Below are 24,619 nucleotides of genomic sequence, written 5' to 3'. Positions count from 1 at the left end.
CCCGGGGCCGGCCACGCCGCCGTGCCGCCCGGCCGCAACGGACGCCGCATCAGGCCGGCGCGATGAATGGGAGGATGTCCATGCTGGGACAGATGATGACGCAGCCGCTGTTGATTTCGTCACTGATCGATCATGCTGCGCGCTATCATGGTCAGACCGAGATCGTTTCGGTCGAAACCGACGGAACCGTCACCCGGACGAACTGGGGCGAGATCGCTGCCAATGCCCGGCGCATGGGGTCGGCGCTGACCAAGCTGGGCCTGCAGCCGCAGGACCGGATCGGCACCCTGGCCTGGAACAACCGCCGGCATCTGGAAATCTACTATGCCGCCTCGGGTGCCGGATTTGTGTGCCACACGATCAACCCGCGCCTGTTCCCTGAGCAACTGGTTTACATCATCAACCACGCGCAGGACCGGGTGCTGTTCTTCGACGCCACTTTCATCCCGCTGGTCGCGGCGATCCACGATCAACTGACCGAGGTAAAGCATTTCGTCCTGATGGGGCCGCGCAACGAGGACGCACTCCAGCAGATCCCCGGACTGGAATTCTATGACGAGTTGATCGAGACCGGTGCCCCCGATTTCGAATGGCCCGTCTTCGATGAAAACACCGCCTCGAGCTTGTGCTACACCTCGGGCACGACCGGCCACCCCAAGGGGGTTCTGTATTCGCACCGTTCGACCGTTCTGCACAGCTTTGCCTCGAACACCCGCGACGTCATCGGGTATTCGGCGATGGATGTGGTGATGCCGGTGGTGCCCATGTTCCATGTCAACGCCTGGGGGTCGCCCTATGGCTGCGCCATGTCCGGTTCGCAGATGGTGTTGCCCGGGCCGGACCTGCATGGCGAGGCGCTGGTGAACCTGATCGACACCTATGGCGTGACGCTGGCGATGGGGGTTCCCACGATCTGGCAGGGCCTGCTGGCCCATGCCGCCAAATGCGGCACCAAGCTGGAAAGCCTCGAACGTACGGTGATCGGCGGCGCGGCGTGCCCTCCCTCGATGATCGAAACTTTCCGGGAAAAATACGGCGTCGACACCGTGCATGCCTGGGGGATGAGCGAAATGAGCCCGCTGGGCACCGCCAACATTCCGCTGGCCAAGCATCGCAAGCTGCCGATCGAGGAACAGCACAAACTACGCGAGAATCAGGGTCGTCCGCCCTTTGGGGTCGAGCTGAAGATCGTCGATGACGACGGCAACGACTTGCCGCATGACGGGGTCACGCAGGGCGACCTGATGGTGCGCGGCCACTGGGTGCTGGACAGCTATTTCAAGTTGCAGGATCAAGAGCTTCTGCAGGACGGCTGGTTCGCCACCGGCGATGTGGCGACGTTGGACCCCGATGGCTACATGACCATCCGCGACCGCTCCAAGGACATCATCAAGTCGGGCGGTGAGTGGATCAGCTCAGTCGAATTGGAAAACATCGCCGTAGCGCACCCGAGATTGGCCACCGCGGCCGTGATCGGCGTGCCACATCCCAAATGGGACGAACGCCCGCTGCTGGTGGCGGTCAAGGCCGAGGGCGAAGATCCGTCCGAGGCCGAGCTTCTGGAGTTTTTCGACGGCAAGATTGCCAAGTGGCAGGTGCCGGACAAAGTGGTCTTCGTCGACGCGCTGCCACTGAATGCAACGGGCAAGGTGCTGAAACGCAAACTGCGGGATGAATTCAAGGACGCCTTGGCAGGTTAACGCTTGATTTCTAAGGATTTTTGGCTCCGGCGGTAGGGATCGAACCTACGACCAATTGATTAACAGTCAACTGCTCTACCGCTGAGCTACGCCGGAACTGAGGGGCGTGTACCAATCTGCAAAGACGAGGTCCAGACGAAAATTGCTTTCTTTGGACGAATTGCGCGCCCCAGGTTTCCGTTTCGGATTTCAATCGGGGTGAACAGGTTTGTTGTTTCGTGCGGCAGTGAAACGTTGCGTTGATCTACGCACCGGCCGCGACGTGATCGTTTCATCCGGATCAGAAAGAGACTAGCCTCTCGATAATGCACCATTCTTCGGTGAACCTGTTGAAATCGGAAAGGAACCCAAGATGCGGACAGCTTGCAGGATTGCAGCGAAGCTTTTCTTCTTTGTTCTCGCCGCGCCGGGGATCGCCCAAGAGGCCGGAACCCTGATCACCGGCGCTCGGATTTTCGACGGTGTCCGTTCCGACCTGATCGAGGGTCAGGACGTTTTGATCCAAGACGGCGTGATCACGGCCATTGGCCCTGATCTGGATGCGCCGGAGGGGGCGACGGTGATCGATGCGCAGGGTCGGTTCCTGATGCCCGGATTTGCCGACATGCATGCGCATCTGATGTTTCAGATGCCGTTCGGTATCGCATTCAATGCCGATCGCGAATACTGGGCCTATGTTGCCGCAACCGTCGCCGAACAATACCTGATGCAGGGGTTCACGACGGTCCGCGATGTCGGCGGGAACTCGTTTTCACTGAAACGCGCCATAGACGAGGGCATCCTGACGGGGCCTCGGGTCTATCCTTCGGGTCCCATGATCTCGCAGAGCTCGGGCCACTCGGATCATCGGACGGACGCAAACGAGCCCGGTTCATTGGTGTTCGAGCCCAGCATTCCGATGAAATACTTCCATGTCGCAGTTGCCGATGGGCGTGACGAGGTTCTGAAAACCGTACGCGAGGTGTTGCGCCGCAGGGCCTCGCAGATCAAGATTTCGGTCGGTGGCGGCACCGGGTCATTTGCTGATCCATTGGACACCACGCAGTACACGGAAGACGAAATCCGTGCAGCCGTCGAGGCGGCCGAAGACTGGAACACCTACGTTACCGCCCATGTCTACAACTCGGATGGCATCATCCGCGCCGTCGAGAATGGGGTGAAGTCCATCGAGCATGGCAATCTGATGAGCGAAGAGGCCATGCGCGTGATGATGGAGCATGATGCCTGGCTGTCGCCGCAGGTCATCGTCTACACATTCCATCCGGCAGGCTACAACGACGAACAAAAAGCCAAGCATGACGAAGCCTATGACGGCATCAACCAGATGTTCACCATGGCCAAGGAGCTTGGATTCGAGAATATCGTCTTCGGCACGGACGTGATCACTTCTCCTGAGATGATCAAGCGCGCAAACGAGGAGTTCGTTCTGAGAACGGAATGGTTCGACAATGCCGAAATACTCCGTCAGGCAACCTCGAAATCAGCCGAGTTGCTTGCCTTGTCGGGGCCGCGCAATCCTTATCCCGGGGCGCTGGGTGTCATTGCGGAAGGTGCTCATGCGGATATCCTTTTGATCGACGGCAACCCCCTTGAGGACATGTCTGTCATGACCGAATACGAAGAGCGCTTCGATCTGATCATGAAGGGCGGGGTGATCTACAAAAACGAACTGTAGCGGACGATCTGCTGTGCAAATGCATGGCGGACCAAACTTGCGTCACAGGCGCTGAAAAATTCTCTGATGTTTCGCGGGTGTGATTGACAGGATTGGGCTGATCGAAAGACCAACTCCAAACTAATGGCGCAGGTCCTTGGGGGCAGGCTGATTGTATGCCTGGAACTAGCTGAAAACCCGGCCTGTCGGATCGGCAACCGACCATACACGGGACGCGAGCGGTTGGGTGCGCCACAAACTTCTGAAATCAGAGGATTTTGGCTCCGGCGGTAGGGATCGAACCTACGACCAATTGATTAACAGTCAACTGCTCTACCGCTGAGCTACGCCGGAACTGAGGCGCATATAGCAATCCGGTTTTTCGGCGTCCAGAGGGGAAAAGCACCGAGGGCGAATTTTTTGTGCGTTCAGGAGATGCGATGAAAACTGGTCTGCACCGACAGCGCGCCCCGGGGGGCGACGCGGTCTTTTCCGGTCAGGTCCACCAGATGGGCAAACACGTTGCGCTCGGCCGCTGGAAGCAGGGCAGGCGGGGTTTCTACATAGATCCGCTGGGCCAGATCCCGGGCTGTGCCCGGGCGCTCGGCCAGCGCGTCGAGGATTTGTGCCTCACGTTCGAGCCGGTGGCGGATCAACCAGTCAAGCCGACCCGAAGGGTCTGTGATCGGCGCGCCGTGTCCGGCATGGAAGACGGACCAGTCGCGTGCGCGTAGCCGGTGGCAGGCTTTCATGAAGTCTGTCAGATCGCCATCCGGAGGCGAAACCAGCGAACTGGCCCAGCCCATCACGTGATCGGCGGTGAAACAAACGTCTCCCCAGGCCAGCGCGATGTGGTTGCCCAGATGACCCGGCGTGTGAATGACCTCAAAGCCCCATCCGTCCCCCTCGATCCTGTCGCCGTCCGCCAACTCGATGTCCAGGCGGAATTCCGAGTCGATTCCCTCGCCGCCGCCGGCGAGGCCTTGCTCGGCCAGTTGGGACATGATCGCGCTGCGCCCTGCCTGTGGCCCGCCAAAGGCGTAGATCGGGGCACCTGTCCGCTCTGACAGCGGAGCAGCCAGCGGCGAATGGTCCAGGTGGCTGTGGGTGACCACGATATGGCTGATCTTTTGCCCGGGCTGCAGCGCATCCAGAATGGCTTGCATGTGACTGTCGCTCAACGGTCCGGGGTCGATTACGGCAAGGTCGCTGGTGCCCAGGAGGTATGTATTTGTCCCCAGATAGGTCATCGGCGACGGGTTCGGGGCCAGCAAGAGCCTGAGGCCCGGCTGCAGGGCGACAGGGATCCCCGGTTTCGGGTTGAAATCGTCTGCTGGCAGCATCTTGGCCTCTTTCTCTTGGCGGGGCAGCCCGCTAGGTTTAGCGCATGTCCTCGCGCTGGCTCAAACCCTATTTGCCCCGCAGCTTGTATGCCCGGGCGGCCCTGATTCTGGTGCTGCCGGTGATCGTGGTTCTGTTGGTGGTGTCGGTGGCATTCGTGCGTGAACACCTCGAGGATGTGACCGGTCAGATGACCCGGGCGGCGTCGCGCGAAGTGCGGCTGGTTCTAGAAGATATTCAGGGTGCCGAAACCCAACAGCAGGCGTTGGCCGCGGTGCGCCCGGATCTGAGGGTGCTGGACATGCAGGCCCGCTTTCTGGGGATCAACGAAACGCCGACGATTGAACCGCGACGCTGGTATGATTTCATCGCACCGCAGATCGACGCTGATCTTCGAGAGCTGCTGCCGAACCTCGTGGCGGTATCGTTGCCGGACAGTCAGGTCGCGACTTTGTTCTTGAACACCCATCTGGGTGTTTTGGAGCTTCGCTTTGATCGCCGGCGTCTGTCGACGGTCGCTCCGCACCAGTTGATCGTCACGATGCTGTTCTTTGCGGTGATCATGACCTCGATTTCGTTCTTGTACATGCGCAATCAGTTGCGGCCGATCACTCGGCTGGCCGACGCGGCGCAGGCTTTTGGTCGCGGTCGGGTCGTGCCGTTCACCCCCGGAGGGGCCGTCGAGGTGCGGGCCGCTGGCAGCGCGTTTCTTGACATGCGCGCCCGGATCGAGCGGCAGATCGAGCAGCGGACCCTGATGCTGTCGGGTGTCAGCCATGACCTGCGAACGCCTCTGACCCGGCTCAAGCTTGGCCTGTCGATGCTGCCCGAGGAAGATGCAAAGCCGCTGCTTCAGGACGTGAATGAAATGCAGTCACTCTTGGATGCCTTTCTTGATTTCTCGCGCGGCGCGTCCGAGGGCGAGCAGGTCGAGGTTCGTCCGGATGAGCTTTTGCGCTCGATCGTGGATGATGCGCAACGGGCCGGACAAAGTGTCGAGTTGCTGCCGCCCGAAGGGCAGGGTGCAGTGATGCTGCGTCCGACTGCAATCCGCCGCGCCGTGGAAAACCTGATCGGCAACGCGGTGCGCTACGGGTCGCACGCGATGGTCAGCATGACCCTGACTGACAAATCGCTGCGCATTCGAGTTGAGGATGATGGCCCCGGCATCCCGCCCGAACAGCGGACCGAGGCGGTTAAGCCGTTCAGCCGGTTGGACCCGTCGCGGAACCAGAATCAGGGCAGCGGGGTGGGCCTCGGGCTGGCCATCGTTGCAGATATCGCTCGTGTCCACGGCGGTGTTTTGCGCTTGGGCCAAAGCGAACGCTTGGGCGGTTTGTGCGCGGACATCATCATCGGGCGGTGATTTCGGCCGTATTTGGTAGGCCCGGAGGGACTCGAACCCCCAACCAAAGCGTTATGAGCGCTCTGCTCTAACCAATTGAGCTACAGGCCCGCCTGAGCGCTTGGGTACCACGCAGAACGGCCGCGTCAAGCCTGACCGTTGCAACGCGGCGCACAATCGACTAACCCGCGCTGAAAGCATTCATGAGGGAACGGCCATGACAGCGGGCAAGAACGGCATCACCTATGCAGATGCGGGCGTGGATATCGATGCGGGCAACGCGCTGGTCGACCGGATCAAGCCCGCCGCCAAGCGGACGAACCGCCCCGGCGTCATGAGCGGCCTTGGCGGGTTCGGCGCGCTGTTCGACCTGAAAGGGGCAGGGTATTCCGACCCGATCCTGGTGGGGGCAACCGATGGCGTGGGCACCAAGCTGCGGATTGCGATCGACACGGGCGTGGTCGATGGTGTGGGGATCGACCTGGTGGCCATGTGCGTCAACGACCTGATCTGCCAGGGGGCCGAGCCGTTGTTCTTCCTGGATTACTTCGCCACGGGCAAGCTGGACACCGAGACCGCCGCGCGGATCATCGAGGGCATCGCCGAGGGCTGCGTCCGATCGGGCTGTGCCTTGATCGGGGGTGAAACCGCCGAGATGCCGGGGATGTACCCCGATGGCGATTTCGACCTGGCAGGCTTTGCTGTCGGCGCGATGGAGCGCGGCAGCGATCTGCCCGCCGGTGTGCAGGCCGGGGATGTTCTGCTGGGGCTGGCCTCGGACGGGGTGCATTCCAACGGCTACTCGCTGGTGCGTAAACTGGTTCAGATCTCGGGCCTGGGATGGGATGCGGATTCGCCCTTCTGCGACGGGCCTTTGGGAGAGGCGCTGCTGACGCCCACGCGGCTCTACGTCAAACCCGCCCTGGCCGCGATCCGGGCCGGTGGCGTCCATGCGCTGGCGCATATCACCGGCGGTGGGCTGACCGAGAACCTGCCGCGCGTGTTGCCCGACGATCTGGGTGCGCAAATCGACCTGAACGCCTGGGATCTGCCGCCGGTGTTCCGTTGGATGGCGGAAACCGGGGGCATCGCCGAGGCGGAAATGCTCAAGACCTTCAACTGCGGGATCGGCATGATCGTCGTCTGTGCCGCCGACCGCGCCGATGACTTGGCCGCCCTGCTGTCGGATGCCGGCGAGAGCGTCGCGCGCGTCGGGTCGGTCACCGAAGGGGCGGGCGTCAGCTACGCAGGCAAGCTGCTGTGAGCCAAAAGCGCGTCGCCATTCTGATTTCAGGGGGCGGGTCGAACATGGTGTCGCTGGTCGACAGCATGACAGGCGACCACCCGGCGCGGCCCTGTCTGGTTCTGTCGAACAATGCGGATGCTGGCGGCTTGGCCAAGGCGGCTGATCGCGGGATTGCCACAGCCGTGGTCGATCACCGACCGTTCGGCGGTGACCGCGCCGCGTTTGAGGCCGAGCTGTGCAAGCCGCTGCTCGAGGCGCAGCCAGACATCGTCTGCCTGGCGGGGTTCATGCGCGTGCTGACTGGCGATTTCGTGTCCTGGTTTCATGGGCGGATGCTGAATATCCACCCCTCGCTGCTGCCCAAGTACAAAGGGCTCAACACCCACGCCCGCGCCATCGCCGCCGGGGATGCCGAACACGGCTGCACCGTCCACGAGGTCACCGCGGCGCTGGATGATGGTCCGATCTTGGGGCAGGCCCGGGTTCCGGTCGAACCCGGCGACACCCCGGATTCGCTTGCTCGGAAGGTGCTGGCCTGGGAACACAAGCTGTATCCGGCGGTTCTGGAGCGCTTTGCCCGTGGCGATCGCGCACCGGTGTTACTCCCCTGATCTTGCGCCAGAGATTTACATGAGCGGCCAATTCGGCCTATGGTCTGGCCAAGCGCTCGGGGCAGAAGAAACCAACGGGCAATGACCAGAGCAAGAGCAAGAATAGCAAGCGCATGAAGACCCTCAAAACCACGCGAGAGTTGGCTGACTTCTGCAAGGCTGCCGCCCAATACCCCTATGTGACCGTCGACACCGAATTCCTGCGCGAGCGGACCTACTACTCCAAGTTATGTCTGGTCCAGTTGGCCGTGCCCTCTGAAGACGAGGACAGCGCGGTATTGGTCGATCCGCTGGCAGACGGCTTGTCGCTTGAGCCGCTTTACGAATTGTTCCAGAACGAAAACGTCGTCAAAGTGTTCCATGCCGCCCGCCAGGACCTTGAGATTTTCTGGGTGGAGGCCGGTATTTTCCCCAAACCGCTTTTCGATACGCAGGTCGCTGCAATGGTTTGTGGTTTCGGGGAACAGGTTGGCTATGAAACGCTGGTTCGCAAGATCTGCAAACAGGGTCTGGACAAGACCTCGCGGTTTACCGATTGGTCGCGGCGCCCGCTGAGCGAGGCCCAGCAGACCTATGCGCTGGCGGACGTGACGCATCTGCGCAAAATCTATGAACATCTGGCCGCCGAGCTGGAGAAATCCAAGCGCAGCCATTGGGTGGCGGAGGAGTTGCGCGTTCTGACCGATCCCGCAACCTATGACATCCGCCCCGAAGAGGCATGGCGGCGGGTCAAGACCCGGACCAACTCGGCCAAGTTCCTTGCGGTGGTGCGGGAGCTTGCCCGGTTCCGTGAGGAATATGCCCAACAAAACAACGTGCCGCGAAGCCGTGTATTCAAGGATGATGCGCTGGTCGAACTGGCGTCGACCAAACCACGCACGCATGCTGATCTGGGCGGCTCGCGTTTGCTGCTGCGCGAAGCGCGCAAAGGTGCCATCGCCGACGGGATTCTGGCCGCCGTGCAGGCAGGTGTGAATTGCCCGCCAGAGGATCTTCCCAAAGTGGACAACAGCCGGGACAAGATCAAGGTGAACCCTGCGCTGGCTGACCTGCTGCGAGTTTTGCTGAAGTCAAAGACGGAAACCGCAGGGGTCGCGGCCAAGCTCATCGCGACCAGCTCGGAGCTGGATCAGATCGCGGCAGGGGACCGTGACGTTGCTGCGATGTCCGGCTGGCGGTTCGAGGTTTTTGGAGAGGACGCGCTCAAACTCTGCAGAGGCGAGATTGCCTTGGCAGCGAAGGGACAAACTGTTCAGGTCGTCCCCCTGTAAGATCGATTTCAGCGCCGACGCGATTCCAGGGCGTTCTGCTGACCGACCACGCGGATCAGACGAATGCCTTCAAGGTCCTGACGGCTGACATTGACTGCATCGGTCACTTCACGCGTACGTTCGGGCCCCTGCGCAGTGGCATAGGTCGGGTAGTTCACGCGGAAAACGAACTCCATAACGCCGTTCTTCCGGTTTTCCTCGGATTCGACGAAGGTGAGCTTTGCGTCATAGGCGCCCTGGCGGAAGGCGGTGCCTTGCGCGACAACGATGGCACCCGAGGCGTTCGGCTCGATCCGCAGCTCAGTGATGGTGGTGATCGGTACGCTGGTATCTTCGGGTTCAGGGCGCGCGAACAGTCCCCGGCCCGAGCTTTGCTTCGGCACCAGCGCATCTGCGTCGCTGGCCGATGTCTCGACCGGGGCAGGGGTGCTGTTCCCGAACCAGTTCGACGGGTTTGCCCGGGAATCGCGCCAGCTGCTGCAGGCGGACAGGGTCAACAGGGTGACGAGAAGGACGGAAACAGTTTTTTGCATGGACCCAAAGCTTTGCAAGGTATTACTCGCACTGGGTAGCCTACTTTGGGTCGTTTGAAAAGCCGCCCATAGGGGTGGACACCGGACATCGGGCGACTTAGGTCAGAACCAGAACCGCAACCAGAGGACCCACGTTCATGGCCACGCCTGCCTTTGAGGAGATTGTCGAGGATTTCGAGTTCCTTGAGGACTGGGAAGACCGGTACCGCCACGTGATCGAGCAGGGCAAGGCGATGGCTCCGCTGGATGACGCCTTGAAGGTGCCGGCAACCAAAGTCCATGGCTGCGCCAGTCAGGTCTGGCTTCATCCGGTGATCGAAAATGGTGTTTTTCGGTTTGACGGCGACAGCGATGCGCTGATCGTGCGTGGTCTGATTGCTGTATTGCGCTCGCTTTACAACGGTTTGCCCGTTGCCGAAGTGGAGAAGGTCGACGCCGCGGCCGAGCTTGCCCGATTGGGGTTGAATGAACATCTGTCGGCCCAGCGGTCAAACGGTGTGCGTGCGATGATCGACCGAATCCGAGACGTAGCGCGCGAAAACGCCTGAGCCGGGTTCGCCACTCGGGGGCCAATCAGGAAGATTTGGGGCGTGCGCCGGCCCAGTCTGTCAGCGTGGTCTGGAGATCGCCATATCCGGTGAAACGGCGTTCGAACTCCAGCCCCATCCGCTCCGCGCATTCCTGTGCCCGACGGGTCAGTTCGGGGTCATCTGTCTGCGCCTGGTAGATCAGCTTGGTGTAATTTCCGAAATACATGTCGCGCAGTTCCGGGTGCCGATCCAGCCCCAGCGGCTTCCAGACGAACGCATCGAATTGTCTGGCCAGAAAGTCGGTCAGGTAGAAGGCCGTAGTCTCATCGTCGCCGCGTTCGGCGAATTTTTCGTTTCCTTCGAAGAAGGAATAGCAGTGCGGCCCCCGCACCATTTCGACACCCAGTCGTTTACAGGCCTGCTCCAACAGTCCGCCGGTCCCGCAATCGGCATAGACGACAAAAATCCGGTCATACTGGTCGCGATGCTTGGCGACGGCATCCTCGACGGCCTGAGTGATCCGTTCGGGATAGACATGCAGGATGGCAGGCAAGCACGTCAGAGCAAGGTGGTCCCAGCCGTTGCGTGTTTTCAGGTCCAGAATCTCGCGCGCCAACGCGCCGCAGGCGATCAACAGGATGCTTTGCTGTGCATCCATCTCGTCAAAGCCCTTTTCCGTCAGGCGTTTGTCGTCAGGCATGTCGTGCTGCGGCATGTTTCGCCTCCGCAAGGTTCCAATGTCAAATGACTGCGAAAAAGCCCCGGATGCAAGTTCGCGGCCTTTGGGATCACACACTCGGCACCTGAGTTTCGATCTCGTTGTGATGCCACGGCCCGGAAATGAAAAAGCCGCCCGGACAGGCGGCTTTGACAAAACAAGGCGTGCAGGATCAACCCGCCAGTTGGTTGTGCTTGCGCGAGACGAACTCCTTGGCGGTTTCGACCGCAACCGCCGCGTCCCGGCAATAGGCGTCAGCGCCGATCGCCTTGCCGAACTCTTCGTTCAGCGGGGCGCCGCCTACCAGCACGATGTAATCGTCACGCTTGCCCTGTTCGACCAACGTGTCGATGACCACTTTCATGTACGGCATGGTCGTCGTCAGCAGGGCCGACATGCCCAGAATATCAGGCTGCTCGGTTTCAAGCGCTTCCAGGTAGTTTTCGACCGGATTGTTGATGCCGATATCGACAACCTCGAAACCGGCGCCTTCCATCATCATCGAGACGAGGTTCTTGCCGATGTCGTGGATGTCGCCCTTGACGGTGCCGATCACCATCTTGCCAACGCGCGGAGCGCCGGTTTCCGCCAGCAGAGGCTTGAGGATGGCCATGCCGCCCTTCATCGCGTTGGCGGCCAGCAGAACTTCGGGCACGAACAGGATGCCGTCGCGGAAATCCTGGCCGACGATAGTCATGCCGCCGACAAGCGCCTTGGTCAGGATGTCATAAGGTGCCCATCCACGTTCCAGCAGGATGTTCACGCCTTCTTCGATCTCTTCCTTCAGACCATCGTAGAGGTCATCAAACATCTGTTCGACGAGTTCGTCGTCGTTGAGTTCCGACAGGACGATGTCTTCTTCATCGGACATGGGTCATTTCCCTGAGCTGGCGGGCCTTGCGCCCTTGGTGGCTGTTTTTCCCGTTTTGGCCATTTCGCCGCAGTTAGACTGTGACGATTGCGACCTCGGCGGTTCCGAGACCGACCTATAGGTGAAAATCTTGCCGCGCTCGACGCCAAATTTCACATGATCTTTCTGAGCGGTATTCATGGGTTCTGTGCATGAGACAAAGCCGGCAACTGTGATGGCGGACTTGCCGCGGAAACCCGCAGATGCTAGGAATAACGTGAACAAAGAGGGAACAAATATGCCGTTGCGCCACACTATTTCCGGGCGAGGTGCCGTATCGAACGACGCTGGTCGGTACGAGGCGTATGCGCACGAGGCGGTCGATGACGGCTGGGAGGATCCAGAACCACCGCCTCCCTTGCGAACCACGGTTCGGGACGAGGTCGCGAAGTCTCTGATCACCTACAACAAGTCACCGGATCTGCCATTTGACCGGTCGATCAACCCGTATCGCGGGTGTGAACACGGTTGCGTATACTGCTTTGCCCGACCCACACATGCATATCTCGGTCTATCTGCCGGGTTGGATTTCGAAACGCGTCTGATCGCACGTCCGAACGCGCCTGATGTGCTTGCGCGCGAGCTTTCGTCCGCGCGGTACAAGGTGGCGCCGATTGCGCTGGGTACAAATACGGACCCGTATCAGCCGATCGAAAAAACACGTTCGATCACAAGGGCCTGCCTGGAGGTTCTGAGAGATTTCAACCACCCGGTTGCGATCGTGACCAAGGGCGCTTTGATCGAACGGGATATAGACATTCTCGCGCCCATGGCCGCCCTCGGGCTGGTCAGGGTCGGCATCTCGCTGACCACGTTGGATGATGGCCTGTCGCGGCGGATGGAACCGCGTGCCCCTGCACCAAAACGTCGACTGCGCACGATCCGAAAGTTGACCGAGGCCGGGATTCCCGTGCGCGTCATGACGTCCCCGATCATACCGGGACTGACCGATCACGAGCTTGAAGCGCTGTTGGAGGCCGGCCGCGAAGCAGGCGCGGATGCGGCCAGTTGGATCATGCTACGGTTGCCCCGCGAAGTCTCGCAACTGTGGCAGGAGTGGTTGTCCGAGCACGAGCCTGGTCGCGCCGAAAAGGTCATGGCGCGGTTGCGCGAAATGCACGGGGGCAGGGACTACGACCCGCGGTGGGGGCATCGGATGCGCGGCGAGGGGGTCTACGCCGAAATGGTCGCCAAGCGGTTCAAGTCTGCGATTGCGCGACTTGGATTGGCGACCACAACTCCCAAACTGCGTTGCGACCTATTTGCCCGGCCTGCTCGGGCCGGGGATCAATTGTCACTGTTCCAATAAGAAAAGACCCCGCTCGATGGCGGGGCCTTTTGTCTGTCTCAGCGGTTTTCGATGTCGACGTAGTCGCGCAGAGTTTCGCCCAGGTACAGCTGGCGCGGGCGGCCAATCTTGTTCTGAGGGTCGGCGATCATTTCTTTCCACTGGCTGACCCAGCCAACGGTGCGCGACAGCGCGAAGATCGGGGTGAACATCGAGGTCGGGAAACCCATCGCCTCGAGAATGATGCCCGAGTAGAAATCGACGTTCGGGAACAGCTTCTTGTCGACGAAATACGGATCTTCCAGTGCTTGTTTCTCAAGCGCCTTGGCGACCTGCAGTTTCGGGTTGTTCTCGATGCCCAGCAAGTCCAGAACCTCATCGGCCGACTGCTTCATCACTTTGGCGCGCGGGTCAAAGTTCTTGTACACGCGGTGACCAAAGCCCATCAGGCGGAACGGATCGTTCTTGTCCTTGGCGCGTTCGATGAACTCGGGGATGCGGTCGACGCTGCCGATTTCTTCCAGCATCTCCAGGCAGGCCTGGTTGGCGCCGCCGTGCGCCGGGCCCCAGAGGCAGGCGATACCGGCCGCGATGCAGGCGAACGGGTTCGCGCCCGACGACGAGGCCAGACGCACGGTCGAGGTCGAGGCGTTCTGCTCGTGATCGGCGTGCAGGGTGAAAATCCGGTCCATGGCGCGGCTGAGGATCGGGTTGACGACGTAGTCCTCGGCCGGAACGGCGAAGCACATGTACAGGAAGTTCGACGCGTAATCCAGGTCGTTGCGCGGGTAGATGAACGGCTGACCGATCGAGTATTTGTATGCCATCGCCGCAATTGTCGGCATTTTGGCGATCAGGCGGTGCGTCGCGATTTCGCGCTGGCGCTCGTCGCCCACGTCAGTCGAGTCGTGATAGAAAGCCGACATGGCTCCGACCACGCCCACCATCGTAGCCATCGGATGCGCGTCGCGGCGGAAGCCACGGAAGAAATAGTGCATCTGCTCGTGGATCATGGTGTGGCGGGTGATGGTCGTTTCGAACTCTTCCAGTTCGTCGGCCTTGGGCAGGTATCCGTACAGCAGCAGGAAGCACACTTCGAGGAAGTGCGATTTCTCGGCCAGTTGGTCGATCGGATAGCCACGGTGCAGCAATTCGCCCTTTTCACCGTCGATATAGGTGATGGTGCTGTCGCAGCTTGCGGTCGAAGTGAAGCCCGGGTCGTAGGTGAACACGCCGGCCTGACCGTAGAGCTTGCGGATGTCGACTACGTCGGGTCCGGCCGTTGGCGAATGAACCGGCAACTCATAGGTTTTTCCGTGGACGGTCAGAGTCGCTGTCTTGTTGCTCTCGGTCATGTTTTCCCTTCCTCAATCATACGAATGCCGGCTCGCTGACCGACAAAACGGGCGGTGATCGCGCAAGTCTGCGCGAGTCAGGTCGTAGCGGAGCAGCGTTACCCGAATGTGAAGTCAGGACTGTGCCGCTGCATCAGAAATCCGTGCAATGGTCTCATCCCGACCTAGCACGAGCATCATGTCAAAAACCGAAGGTGTGACGGCCCGACCCGCCAACGCAGCCCTGAGGGGGCCAGCCAGCTTGCCGAACTTCAACCCGTTTGCCTCGGCAAACGAATTGAGGGTCTCCTCCAGTTCGTTCCGGGTCCAGCTAGCATTTTGCAGCTGCGGCGTCAATTGATCCAGTATACCGTCGGATACAGAACTCAGCGCCTTTTCTGCCTTCTCATCGCGCTCGATCGGTCGCGAAGTCAGTGCAAAATGCGCCTTTTCAAGGAGTTCCGGAAATGTACGCGCCCGATCCTTGAGGCAATACATCGCACGTTCCAAATCACCCGATTGTGTTTCTGTCAGCGCAGGCAGGCCAGCGGCGTCCAGATATTCTTCGATTTCTTGCCGCAATGCAGCATCATCGGATATGGCGATGTGCTGTCCGCACAAGTTCTCGAGCTTTTTCAGATCGAACCGCGCCGGGCTTTTCCCGATTCCGTCCAGGTCGAACCATTCCTTGGCCTGTTCATCGGTAAAGAACTCGTCGTCCCCGTGGCTCCAGCCCAGGCGCGCCAGATAGTTTCGCATACCGGCGGCAGGATAGCCCATGGCCTGATACTCCTGCGCGCCCAATGCGCCGTGCCGCTTGCTGAGTTTCTTTCCGTCAGGGCCGTGGATCAGCGGGATGTGCGCCCAGACCGGAACTTTCCAGCCCATGGCTTCATAGATCATCATCTGCCGCGCCGCGTTGTTCAGGTGGTCGTCGCCACGAATGACATGCGTCACACCCATGTCGTGGTCATCAACGACCACCGCCAGCATATAGACCGGTGTGCCGTCCGAACGCAGGAGGACCATGTCGTCCAGCTGATCGTTTCGGATGGTTACGTCACCTTGGACCTTGTCGCGGATGACGGTTGTGCCATCCTGCGGAGCCTTGATCCGCACAACGAAGGGGCGGTCGGGGTGTGTGCTGGGGTCGGCGTCGCGCCACGGGCTGCGGAACAGGGTCGACTTGCCCTCGGCCCGGGCCTGTTCACGAAAGGCCGCGATTTCTTCCTGGGTCGCAAAGCACTTGTATGCTTTGCCTTCTGCCAGCAGCTGATGCGCGACTTCGGTGTGACGAGCTGCGCCCTCGAACTGGCTGATGACATCTCCGTCGTGGTCGAGCCCGAGCCAGCTCATGCCCTTGAGGATGGCCTCGGTCGCTTCGGGCGTTGACCGTTCGCGGTCCGTGTCTTCGATCCGCAGCAGGAACTTTCCGCCTCGACCACGGGCGTAAAGCCAATTGAACAGCGCAGTACGGGCTCCGCCAATGTGCAGATAGCCGGTGGGCGAGGGTGCAAATCGGGTGACGACCTGATCGGACATTATAGTGATTAACCTTTTGGTAACCGCGTTGAGCGTAGAGTCGAGCCTGTCTAACGAGCCTCAAGGACGGGGGCAACCATGCGTGTTGTGGCGTGGGTCGAAGGTGCGTTGCTAAACCAGCGAGGGCACCTTTTGCCTTGGTCTCCGGTTTGTCTGGCCATCGGCATAGGCCTGTATTTCGCAATCCGGTTCGAGCCGGATGCGCGGATTTATTCGGGCCTGTCCGGGTTGGCCCTGCTTGCCATTTGGGCCAGCCGCCGGATGTCGTCTGCATGGGCTCCGTTGGCAATAGGGGGGGCGCTGGTCGCCGTTGGGTTCATCCTGGCGGGTGCTCGCGCTCACATGGTTGCAGAGCCGGTTTTGAAATGGCGCTATTACGGCCCGGTTGAGGGGAGGGTCGTGGCGTTGGATCGCTCTGCTTCGGATGCGCTGCGGGTTACGCTGGACCAGGTACGGATCGGGGACGTGCCGTCGGACCAAGCCCCGCGGCGCATCCGACTTTCGTTGCATGGCGACCATGTACCGATTGTGCCAGGGCAACGCGTTATGACGACGGCCCATCTGTCACCGCCGCAAGGTCCCGTCGAACCCGGCGGCTTTGATTTTCGCAGACATGCCTGGTTTCAGCGCTTGGGCGCGGTCGGATACGCGCGCACGCCAGTGGTCACCGCCGCTCCGTCCCGCTTTGAGGCCGGGGTGCGTGTCGCTGCCGTGCGCATGGCCATTTCCGACAGAGTGAGAGAAGTGCTGCCAGGTGATGTCGGCGGCTTTGCCGCAGCTGTTTCGACCGGGGATCGCAGCGGCATCAGCGCCGCCGCTTTGGACAATTTGCGCGCGTCGAACCTTGCCCATCTGCTTGCAATCTCCGGCCTGCATATGGGGTTGTTGACGGGGTTCGTCTTTGTGACTTGCCGGGTACTGCTTGCGGCCTTGCCCGCCTTGGCGTTGCGGTGGCCGGTTCGCAAGGTTGCCGCGGTCTGCGCGCTGATCGCTGCAACGCTCTATCTGTTGCTTTCTGGGGGCAATGTCGCGACCGAGCGCGCCTTCGTGATGGTATCGGTTCTGTTTGGGGCGGTTTTGATCGATCGGCGTGCCATATCTTTGCGGGCCGTCGCGGTTGCGGCGCTGTTGGTGCTGTTTCTTCGCCCCGAATCATTGCTCAGCCCCGGATTTCAGATGTCCTTTGCCGCCACGACAGCACTGGTCGCGGTTTTCGGTGCCCTTCGCGACGTTGAGGTTCCAAGAGTGCCCAAGTGGTTGCGCCCGGTGGGTGGGCTTCTGTGCTCCTCGGCGGTCGCTGGTTTGGCGACGGCCCCAATTGGTGCGGCACATTTCAACATGGTGTCGCACTACGGCTTGCTGGCCAACACCCTGTCCGTGCCGGTTATGGGATCCGTCGTGGTTCCCTCGGCAGTTCTGGCAGCGATCCTCGCGCCTTTCGGGCTCGAGGCCGTTGCGATCCATGTGGTGGGTATCGGACTGGCGTGGATCCTGGCCGTCTCGGACTGGGTGTCCGGCCTGGATGGTGCACGGGGCTTCGTTGCCAGCTCGCCCGGTTTTGTCCTGCCGCTGTTTTCCTTGGGTGCGCTGTGGGTCATTTTGTGGCAGGGACGCAGCCGCTGGGTTGGAGTTTTTCCGATGGCGTTCGCCGCAGTATTCTGGGGACAAGGCCAGCGGCCCGAGGTGCTGATCGCCGATTCAGGTGGTTTGGTCGGGGTGATGACCGAGAAGGGCCGCGCGTTGAGCAAGGAAAAAGGCGCTGGGTTCGTCGCTTCGGTCTGGCTTGAAAACGATGGAGACGGAGCAACCCAGCCGGAGGCTGCGGGCCGGTGGCCATCGGCCCCAGATCTTGTTCAGCGATATCCTTTAAAGGATTTCCAGCTGGTCCACATCACGGGCAAGCGCGCGGCGCAGCAGGTCACCGTTTGCCGACCGGGCGAACTCGTGGTCTCTGCCGTGCCGATAAAACTGACCGGTGACTGCGCCGTTTTTGATCCTGACCGACTGCGAAAGACCGGCAGCCTTGCGATCCGCCAAGGAAAGATGTTCAGCAGCGCTGATGCGACGGGGCCACGCCTTTGGTCACCGGCTCGGCCCGACGGCTTCAGTAAGTCCGAATAAGTCCGACGAGACGCCCTTGAACCTTGACCTTGTCCTCGGGCAATACCCGCGTTTCGTAAGCGGGGTTGGCGGCCTCGAGCGCGATCGCCTGGCCGCGCCGGAAAAACCTTTTCAGGGTTGCCTCCTGATCTTCGACCAAAGCCACGACGATGTCGCCATTGTCTGCCGAAGACGTTTCGCGGATCACGACCACGTCCCCGTCATTGATACCGGCGTCGATCATGGAGTCTCCCCGCACCTCAAGGGCATAGTGTTCGCCACGGCCCGATACCATCGTGCCCGGTACCGCAACATGATGGGAAATGTGGCTGATCGCCTCGATAGGAACACCGGCGGCAATTCTGCCCATCACCGGAAGTTCGAGAGCGTCCACCGACACAGGATCGACATTGGCGGGGCGGGGCACGCTGGGCTTGTCACCTTCGATCACGCGAGGCGTGAAGCCGGCGGTCGGCTCGCCTCCAAGACTCTCGGGCAGTTTCACGATCTCGATCGCGCGCGCCCTGTGGGCGAGACGCCGGATGAACCCACGCTCTTCCAGTGCAGTAATCAACCGATGGATGCCGGATTTGGATCTCAGGTCCAACGCCGTTTTCATTTCGTCAAAGCTGGGTGGAACACCGTCCGCCTGAACGCGTTTGTGGATGAATTCCAGCAAATCCAATTGCTTCTTGGTCAGCATCGCTCACACCTCGTTGCCCATGCGTTTTCTTTTGTTCTACGCATGTTCACGTTTTGTGTCAATGGATTTGCCGGCTGAACCTAAATCGGCAGGTAGGACACCGTTTCCCCCGCAGCACGCGCGGGATCGTTTGGAGGGCGCATCAGCAAGGCGTTCGACCACGCCAGAACGCTGAGCAGCGAACTGTCCTGATCCTCGAACGCGCGTATTCCATCGCTTTCCAATCGAGCGCGCATGTAATGCTCGCGCGGGCCGTTTGGTGGAAGGGCATCCGACAAGATGGCCTGATGGAGAATCGGGTCAACAGTCTGGATGCCCAGCATCTTTTTGACCAAGGGGACCAGGAAGAGATATCCGCAAACCATCGCGCTGACTGGGTTGCCGGGCAACCCGATCATCGCCGCATCACCCAGCCGCCCGGCCATCAGCGGCTTGCCGGGGCGCATCAGGACCTTGTAGAAGGATTGCTCGAGCCCCAGCCGATGCGATGCTTCGGCCACAAGGTCGTAGTCACCCACCGACGCTCCGCCAATTGTCACGACCAGATCGGAGCCTTCGGCCAAGCCAAACGCGGTTTCCAGCGATGACAGGGTGTCCTGTGCCACTGGCAACATGCGAACATGTGCGCCGGCTTTCTCGAGCAACGCTTTGATGCCAAACGAGTTCGAGGCAATGATCTGGTCAGGTCCCGGAGTTTCGCCCGGCATGACCAGCTCGTTTCCCGTGGCGATCAGCGCGATCTGAGGTTTGGTGGCCACGGAGACGGTTGGAACATTCATCGCCGCCAGCAATGCAAGATCTTCGGGCGAGAGGACTCGCGGCGCACTAACTACATCGCCGATGGTGAAGTCCACGCCTGCCGGTCGGGTGTTGGTTTTTTGGCCGGGATCTTCCGTGATCGTCAACAGATCGCCGCGCAGGTCGGTATCTTCCTGGATGACGACGAAATCTGCCCCGTCGGGGACCGGAGCCCCGGTGAAGATTCGAACCGCCTGGCCCGGGCCAACCTTGCCGGTGAAACGCTGGCCAGCGGCGGCCTCACCGATGACCTTGAACATCGCGTGACGTTCCACTTCGGCTGACTTCAGCGCATATCCATCCATTGAAGAGGCGGCAAACGGGGGTTGGTCACGCTCGGCTTTTACATCCCGCATCAGCACTCGACCGGCCGCGTCAGCAAGCGCAATCTGCTCTTCGGGCATGGTGGCTACCAGGCCGAACAGCAGCTGTCGGGCTTCTTCAACCGTTATCATTTCGCCTCGTAACGACCTGATTTGCCGCCATCTTTCAGCAGAACGCGGATGCCGCCGATTTCCATTGCCTTGTCAACGGCTTTGGCCATGTCATAGACGGTCAGTGCTGCGGTAGACACGGCTGTCAGGGCCTCCATCTCGACGCCAGTCTGTCCAGTGGTCTTGACCGTCGCTTCGATCTGCACGCCCGGCAGGTCCGGGTCCAATGTCAGGTCAACCGACACCTTGGTGACAGGCAAGGGATGGCACAGCGGAATCAGGTCCGGTGTCTTCTTTGCCCCCATGATCCCGGCCAACCGGGCAACCCCCAGAACATCGCCCTTCTTCGCGCGGCCTTCGGAAATAATTTCAAAGGTTTGTTGCGCCATTTTCACGTAACCCGCGGCAACGGCGACGCGGTTTGTCGTGTCCTTGTCCGATACATCGACCATATGGGCCTGGCCGTCGCTGTCAAAATGCGTCAGGGGCATCACATGACCCCCGGCACCAGCGGGTTCGACAGGATGTGACGGGTCGCGGCGGCGACGTCCTGCTGCCGCATGAGGCTTTCTCCGATCAGGAAACACCGGGCACCATAGCGGGCGATATCCGCAAGGTCTTCCGGGGTGTTCAGCCCGCTTTCGCACACGATCATGCGGTCAGCGGGAACCAGCTTGGACAAGCGACGAGTGGTATCAAGTGAGGTCTCGAATGTCTTGAGATTGCGGTTGTTTATCCCGATGAGAGGGCTTTTGAGATCGGCCGCGCGCTCAAGTTCGGCCTCGTCATGTACCTCGATCAGGACATCCATGTCCCAGTCAAACGCAGTCTGTTCCAGTTCGGCGGCTTGCTGATCGTCGACCGATGCCATGATGATCAGGATACAGTCGGCACCCAGTGCCCGCGCTTCGACCACTTGATAGGGATCATACATGAAGTCCTTGCGCAGTGCCGGAAGCGAGCATGCAGCCCGGGCGGCGGTCAGGAACTCCTTGGCGCCCTGAAAGCTGGGTGTGTCGGTCAAAACCGAAAGGCAGGCGGCGCCACCTTCTTCATAGGCTTTTGCCAGCGCGGGCGGATCGAAATCCTCACGGATCAAACCCTTGGACGGGCTTGCCTTCTTGACTTCGGCGATCAGGCCATAACCGCGGCGACTTGCCGTGCGCAGAGCATCCACAAAGCCGCGCGTTTCAGACGCTTCGCGGGCTTGTTGCTCGACCTCGTCCAGGGGAACTTGGGCTTTGTCGGCGGCGACTTCTTCCAGCTTGTAGGCCTTGATCTTGTCCAGAACGGTTTCGGTCATGCGGCTTCCTGTGTGAGTTGTGCCAGAGCAGCAATCTTGTCTTTCGCCTTGCCGCTGTCGATGCTTTCGGCGGCCATTTCGACGCCTTGCTTCAGGTCCGGTGCAGCTTCGGCGACCACAAGGGCCGCAGCCGCGTTCAGCAGGACCGCATCCCGATAGGCCGACGGCGCGCCATCCAGCAATGCGCGGAACGCGACGGCGTTTTCCTCGGGTGTCCCGCCCAGAATATCTTCAAACGGATGAACCGGCAGGCCCGCATCTTCGGGATGCAGTTCGACCTCTTTCACGCGCCCGTCCTCAAGCGACGCGACCCAACTGATGCCAGTAATCGTCAACTCGTCGGTCCCGTCCGAGCCATGTACCAGCCAGGCGTGCTCGGCCCCAAGCAAGCCAAGAGTCTCGACCATCGGTCGGATCAGGTCACGGCTGAAGGCTCCGGTCAGCTGTCTCTTGACTCCGGCGGGGTTGGTCAGGGGGCCAAGGATGTTGAAGATGGTTCGGGTGCCAAGCTCTTGCCGGGTGGGCATGACATGGGCGATGGCCGGGTGATGCATAGGCGCCATCATGAACCCGATGCCGACGGTCTGCAAAGCCTTTTCAACGACTTGCGACCCGACCATCACGTTGATTCCCATCTGTCCCAATGCATCGGCGGCCCCGGATTTCGAGCTGAGATTCCGGTTGCCGTGCTTGGCCACGGTAACACCCGCGCCAGCCACGACAAAGGCCGTCGCGGTCGAGATATTGAGCGTGCCTTTCCCGTCACCGCCGGTCCCCACGATGTCGATCGCGCCCGCTGGTGCTTTGACCGCGTTGCATTTCGCGCGCATCACGGCGGCTGCGGCGGCATATTCCTCGACCGTTTCGCCGCGCGTCCGCATGGCCATCAACAGACCGCCGATCTGGCTGGGCGTGGCGCGACCCTCAAACAGGATCTCAAAGGCCTGTTCGGCTTCGGCACGGGTCAGGGCGCGATCGGCCGCAGCTCCGATCAGCGGTTTCAGCGCGTCACTCATGCGGGGACTTTCATTTCGTTCAGGAAATTCTTCAGCAGAGCGTGGCCGTGTTCCGAGGCGATCGATTCCGGGTGGAATTGAACACCGTGGATCGGCAGCTCTTTGTGTTGCAGGCCCATGATGGTGCCGTCTTCCAACTCTGCCGTGATTTCGAGGCAATCGGGCAGGGTATCCCGATCGACGACCAGTGAGTGGTAGCGGGTCGCTTCAAACGGTGACGGCAGGCCGGCGAACAGGCCTTTGCCAGTGTGATGCATGGTTCCCACTTTGCCGTGCACGATTTCGTGGCACCGCACGACCTTGCCGCCAAAGGCCTGACCAATGGTCTGGTGACCCAGACATACACCCATCAAAGGCGTGCGCGTTTCCGCAGCTGCCTCGGTCAGCGCGAGGCAGATCCCGGCCTGGTCCGGATCACAAGGGCCGGGGCTCAGCAAGATGCCGGCGGGGTTCATGGCCATCGCTTCCTGCACATCCAGCGCATCATTGCGGCGCACGACCATTTCCGCGCCCAATTCGCCCAAATAGTGGACAAGGTTGTAGGTAAACGAGTCGTAGTTGTCGATCAGCAGCAGCATTTGGCACTTGTCTTGTGTTTGGGCAATTCGGACTGGCGATACAGCCCCGCGCCACGGTATAGTGTTGGGACATACATGCTCAGGCTTGTGCGGCAGCGTCAAGGGGACAACCCCAACAAGGCGACCGGACGGGTGAGTGCCGCAAAGACGGTGCACGGGCTGCCGAGGCAGGATGAAAGACGAGAGGCAAGAACAGATGGGCGGATTTATCGGTGGACTGATCGCCGGCGCGGTCGTTGTGTTGGTTCTGGGCGCAGTGCTTTCCCTGAACACGCCACTTGGCAGCAAACCGGATATTCAGACAGCGGCGCCAGCGGCGGCGGAAGCCGATCTGCCCAAGGCGGATACGGAAGTGCAGGGCGCTGGTCCGGATTCCGATCTTGTCGAAATCGCACCACGAGCGCTTGAGGCACTGGACGATACGGCGGATGGGTCCACTGGACTGGATGGCATTCAGGCCGAGCCGGATGATCGTCCGCAGGTCGGTGACACCGTGGCAGGCTTGAACGACCCGGGTGCGGGAGACGCCGCTTCGGTCGATGTGACGACCGACGCGCCAGCCGCACCCCCGGCGCCTGGACCGGTTCCGTCCAGTCCGGACGAGGAGGTCCAGCCCGTTACCGTGGACGCGACACCGCCGGCCGCACCACAGCCCCCGGTGCAAGAGGTCACGGCCGGCGAGCCAGAGACCGCCGAACCAGAGACCACGGCAAATGCGGAACCTGAAGCGACCCCCGAGCCGGAAACAGCCGCGCTGCCGTCGACACCTGAGCCGGATCAACCGACTGGAACCGGCGACAGCCCGATCGCGGTCGAGGGGGACGAAGACACGCAGCCCCGCAAACGGGCCCGGATCGCGGCCTTGCCCCAGATCGGCGGCGAACAGGCAACGGCCTCATCTTCGATTGCCGGCAAACGCGTGATCCCGCTGACCGAACGCGATGATGCCCCAGCCGATCAGCCGGCAGAGGGTGAGGGCATGCCCGGTAAGCCGATCGATGCTTATTCCGCCGCCTTTGACAACCCGGATGCCAAACCTCTGATGTCGATCATCCTGATCGATGACGAAGGTGCGTTCGGGGCTGAGGCGCTGAAGGATTTTCCGTATCCCCTAAGCTTTGCGGTCAGCCCTTCGGATCCGCAAGCGGCGGAGAAGATGAAGCGCTATCGCGAGGCTGGGTTCGAAGTTCTGGCCTTGACCGACCTGCCAAAGGCGGCCAGCGCGCAGGATGCCGAAGTTTCGCTGGCGGTCTGGCTCGAAACCTTGCCTGAAACCGTTGGCCTGCTTGAGGGCGTGAACACCGGGATACAGGGCAACCGCAAGTTGGCCGATCAAGTGGCTGCCATCGCGGCAGGAACTGGCCGTGGGCTGGTCGTGCAGGACAACGGGTTGAACACCGTCCAAAAGCTGGCCGCGCGGAACGGCATTCCATCCAGTGTGGTGTTCCGCGACATCGACGGTGCGCGTCAGGATCCAACGGTCATGCGCCGGTTCCTGGACCAGGCCGCATTTCGTGCCGGGCAGGAAGGCGCAGTTGTGATGTTGGGCCGATTGCGGCCCGAGACAATTTCGGCGTTGTTGCTCTGGGGGCTTGAGGATCGCGGCAACCGAGTTGCCCTGGCCCCGATCTCGGCGGTGATGAAAAGCCAGATCCAGTAATCAG

At 61.0% G+C, this 24,619-nt stretch carries 22 protein-coding genes and 3 tRNA genes; 10 read left to right on the top strand and 15 right to left on the bottom strand.

Annotation, left to right across the window (positions count from 1 at the left end; all coding sequences use genetic code 11):
• Window positions 1-80: 80 nt before the first annotated feature.
• A complete protein-coding gene (locus K3752_RS09025) occupies window positions 81-1,700 on the top strand; it encodes a long-chain-fatty-acid--CoA ligase (protein WP_260063042.1) in 1,620 nt (539 codons plus the stop codon).
• 21 nt (window positions 1,701-1,721) lie between these two features.
• On the opposite strand, the gene K3752_RS09020 is transcribed toward K3752_RS09025, so the two are convergent.
• Window positions 1,722-1,796: transfer RNA gene (locus tag K3752_RS09020), tRNA-Asn, on the bottom strand.
• Between the two features lie 256 nt (window positions 1,797-2,052).
• Between K3752_RS09020 and K3752_RS09015 the strand changes: the two genes are divergently transcribed.
• Window positions 2,053-3,375: an amidohydrolase family protein gene (locus K3752_RS09015; protein WP_260063041.1), complete on the top strand. Its 1,323-nt coding sequence runs from the start codon at window positions 2,053-2,055 to the stop codon at window positions 3,373-3,375.
• Between the two features lie 258 nt (window positions 3,376-3,633).
• Here K3752_RS09015 and K3752_RS09010 read toward each other — a convergent pair.
• Both K3752_RS09010 and K3752_RS09005 read right to left on the bottom strand, forming a co-directional pair.
• Window positions 3,634-3,708: transfer RNA gene (locus K3752_RS09010), tRNA-Asn, on the bottom strand.
• Between the two features lie 74 nt (window positions 3,709-3,782).
• A complete protein-coding gene (locus tag K3752_RS09005) occupies window positions 3,783-4,697 on the bottom strand; it encodes an MBL fold metallo-hydrolase (RefSeq protein ID WP_260063040.1) in 915 nt (304 codons plus the stop codon).
• A 44-nt stretch (window positions 4,698-4,741) separates the two neighbouring features.
• Here K3752_RS09005 and K3752_RS09000 point away from each other — a divergent pair, with 44 nt between their 5' ends.
• Complete coding sequence (locus K3752_RS09000) at window positions 4,742-6,061, top strand: ATP-binding protein (RefSeq protein ID WP_260063039.1); 1,320 nt, start codon at window positions 4,742-4,744, stop codon at window positions 6,059-6,061.
• Between the two features lie 13 nt (window positions 6,062-6,074).
• On the opposite strand, the gene K3752_RS08995 is transcribed toward K3752_RS09000, so the two are convergent.
• Window positions 6,075-6,151 (bottom strand) — tRNA-Ile (locus tag K3752_RS08995).
• 106 nt (window positions 6,152-6,257) lie between these two features.
• Between K3752_RS08995 and purM the strand changes: the two genes are divergently transcribed.
• From purM to rnd, 3 genes are all read left to right on the top strand, one after another.
• A complete protein-coding gene (gene purM, locus K3752_RS08990) occupies window positions 6,258-7,304 on the top strand; it encodes a phosphoribosylformylglycinamidine cyclo-ligase (RefSeq protein ID WP_170373317.1) in 1,047 nt (348 codons plus the stop codon).
• A complete protein-coding gene (purN, locus tag K3752_RS08985; RefSeq protein WP_170373318.1) occupies window positions 7,301-7,897 on the top strand; it encodes a phosphoribosylglycinamide formyltransferase in 597 nt (198 codons plus the stop codon). The genes purM and purN overlap by 4 nt, the downstream gene beginning before the upstream one ends.
• A gap of 113 nt (window positions 7,898-8,010) precedes the next feature.
• A complete protein-coding gene (rnd, locus tag K3752_RS08980) occupies window positions 8,011-9,168 on the top strand; it encodes a ribonuclease D (RefSeq protein ID WP_260063038.1) in 1,158 nt (385 codons plus the stop codon).
• 8 nt (window positions 9,169-9,176) lie between these two features.
• On the opposite strand, the gene K3752_RS08975 is transcribed toward rnd, so the two are convergent.
• Window positions 9,177-9,701: a hypothetical protein gene (locus K3752_RS08975; protein WP_170338433.1), complete on the bottom strand. Its 525-nt coding sequence runs from the start codon at window positions 9,699-9,701 to the stop codon at window positions 9,177-9,179.
• A gap of 137 nt (window positions 9,702-9,838) precedes the next feature.
• Here K3752_RS08975 and K3752_RS08970 point away from each other — a divergent pair, with 137 nt between their 5' ends.
• Window positions 9,839-10,249, top strand: a complete 411-nt coding sequence (locus K3752_RS08970; protein ID WP_170368495.1) for a SufE family protein — start codon at window positions 9,839-9,841, stop codon at window positions 10,247-10,249.
• Window positions 10,250-10,274: 25 nt separating this feature from the next.
• On the opposite strand, the gene K3752_RS08965 is transcribed toward K3752_RS08970, so the two are convergent.
• Complete coding sequence (locus tag K3752_RS08965) at window positions 10,275-10,946, bottom strand: DUF1638 domain-containing protein (protein ID WP_260063037.1); 672 nt, start codon at window positions 10,944-10,946, stop codon at window positions 10,275-10,277.
• Between the two features lie 175 nt (window positions 10,947-11,121).
• Entirely contained in the window at window positions 11,122-11,820 is a 699-nt protein-coding gene (locus tag K3752_RS08960) for a B12-binding domain-containing protein (protein WP_093962188.1), read from the bottom strand.
• Window positions 11,821-12,097: 277 nt separating this feature from the next.
• Between K3752_RS08960 and K3752_RS08955 the strand changes: the two genes are divergently transcribed.
• Entirely contained in the window at window positions 12,098-13,168 is a 1,071-nt protein-coding gene (locus K3752_RS08955) for a PA0069 family radical SAM protein (protein ID WP_260063036.1), read from the top strand.
• Window positions 13,169-13,206: 38 nt separating this feature from the next.
• On the opposite strand, the gene gltA is transcribed toward K3752_RS08955, so the two are convergent.
• Window positions 13,207-14,502 carry a citrate synthase gene (gene gltA, locus K3752_RS08950; RefSeq protein WP_170338439.1) on the bottom strand — a complete coding sequence of 432 codons (1,296 nt, stop codon included), beginning with the start codon at window positions 14,500-14,502 and terminating at the stop codon, window positions 13,207-13,209.
• Window positions 14,503-14,616: 114 nt separating this feature from the next.
• Window positions 14,617-16,023: a glutamate--tRNA ligase gene (gene gltX, locus K3752_RS08945; protein WP_260063035.1), complete on the bottom strand. Its 1,407-nt coding sequence runs from the start codon at window positions 16,021-16,023 to the stop codon at window positions 14,617-14,619.
• Between the two features lie 78 nt (window positions 16,024-16,101).
• Here gltX and K3752_RS08940 point away from each other — a divergent pair, with 78 nt between their 5' ends.
• Entirely contained in the window at window positions 16,102-18,144 is a 2,043-nt protein-coding gene (locus K3752_RS08940) for a ComEC/Rec2 family competence protein (RefSeq protein ID WP_260063034.1), read from the top strand.
• Here the strand turns inward: K3752_RS08940 and lexA are convergent.
• From lexA to K3752_RS08910, 6 genes are all read right to left on the bottom strand, one after another.
• Window positions 18,128-18,826: a transcriptional repressor LexA gene (gene lexA, locus K3752_RS08935; protein ID WP_170363386.1), complete on the bottom strand. Its 699-nt coding sequence runs from the start codon at window positions 18,824-18,826 to the stop codon at window positions 18,128-18,130. The genes K3752_RS08940 and lexA overlap by 17 nt on opposite strands.
• A gap of 80 nt (window positions 18,827-18,906) precedes the next feature.
• Window positions 18,907-20,079: a gephyrin-like molybdotransferase Glp gene (gene glp / locus K3752_RS08930; protein WP_260063033.1), complete on the bottom strand. Its 1,173-nt coding sequence runs from the start codon at window positions 20,077-20,079 to the stop codon at window positions 18,907-18,909.
• The gene (moaC, locus tag K3752_RS08925; protein ID WP_170338969.1) at window positions 20,076-20,549 is read right to left on the bottom strand and encodes a cyclic pyranopterin monophosphate synthase MoaC; all 474 of its coding nucleotides are present in this window, start codon (window positions 20,547-20,549) and stop codon (window positions 20,076-20,078) included. Before moaC ends, glp begins: the two co-directional genes overlap by 4 nt.
• On the bottom strand, window positions 20,549-21,361 hold the full coding sequence (gene trpC / locus K3752_RS08920) for an indole-3-glycerol phosphate synthase TrpC (RefSeq protein WP_260063032.1): 813 nt from the start codon (window positions 21,359-21,361) through the stop codon (window positions 20,549-20,551). The genes moaC and trpC overlap by 1 nt, the downstream gene beginning before the upstream one ends.
• A complete protein-coding gene (gene trpD / locus K3752_RS08915; protein ID WP_260063031.1) occupies window positions 21,358-22,377 on the bottom strand; it encodes an anthranilate phosphoribosyltransferase in 1,020 nt (339 codons plus the stop codon). The genes trpC and trpD overlap by 4 nt, the downstream gene beginning before the upstream one ends.
• Entirely contained in the window at window positions 22,374-22,955 is a 582-nt protein-coding gene (locus K3752_RS08910; protein ID WP_260063030.1) for an aminodeoxychorismate/anthranilate synthase component II, read from the bottom strand. The genes trpD and K3752_RS08910 overlap by 4 nt, the downstream gene beginning before the upstream one ends.
• 196 nt (window positions 22,956-23,151) lie before the next feature.
• Here K3752_RS08910 and K3752_RS08905 point away from each other — a divergent pair, with 196 nt between their 5' ends.
• The gene (locus K3752_RS08905; RefSeq protein ID WP_260063028.1) at window positions 23,152-24,615 is read left to right on the top strand and encodes a divergent polysaccharide deacetylase family protein; all 1,464 of its coding nucleotides are present in this window, start codon (window positions 23,152-23,154) and stop codon (window positions 24,613-24,615) included.
• Window positions 24,616-24,619: the final 4 nt, after the last annotated feature.

Source organism: Ruegeria sp. B32, from assembly GCF_025141855.1.
GTDB classification, from domain to species: Bacteria; Pseudomonadota; Alphaproteobacteria; order Rhodobacterales; family Rhodobacteraceae; genus Ruegeria; species Ruegeria arenilitoris.
The sequence above is the reverse complement of the archived record's forward strand: the minus strand, read 5'-3'. Positions and strand labels throughout refer to the sequence as shown.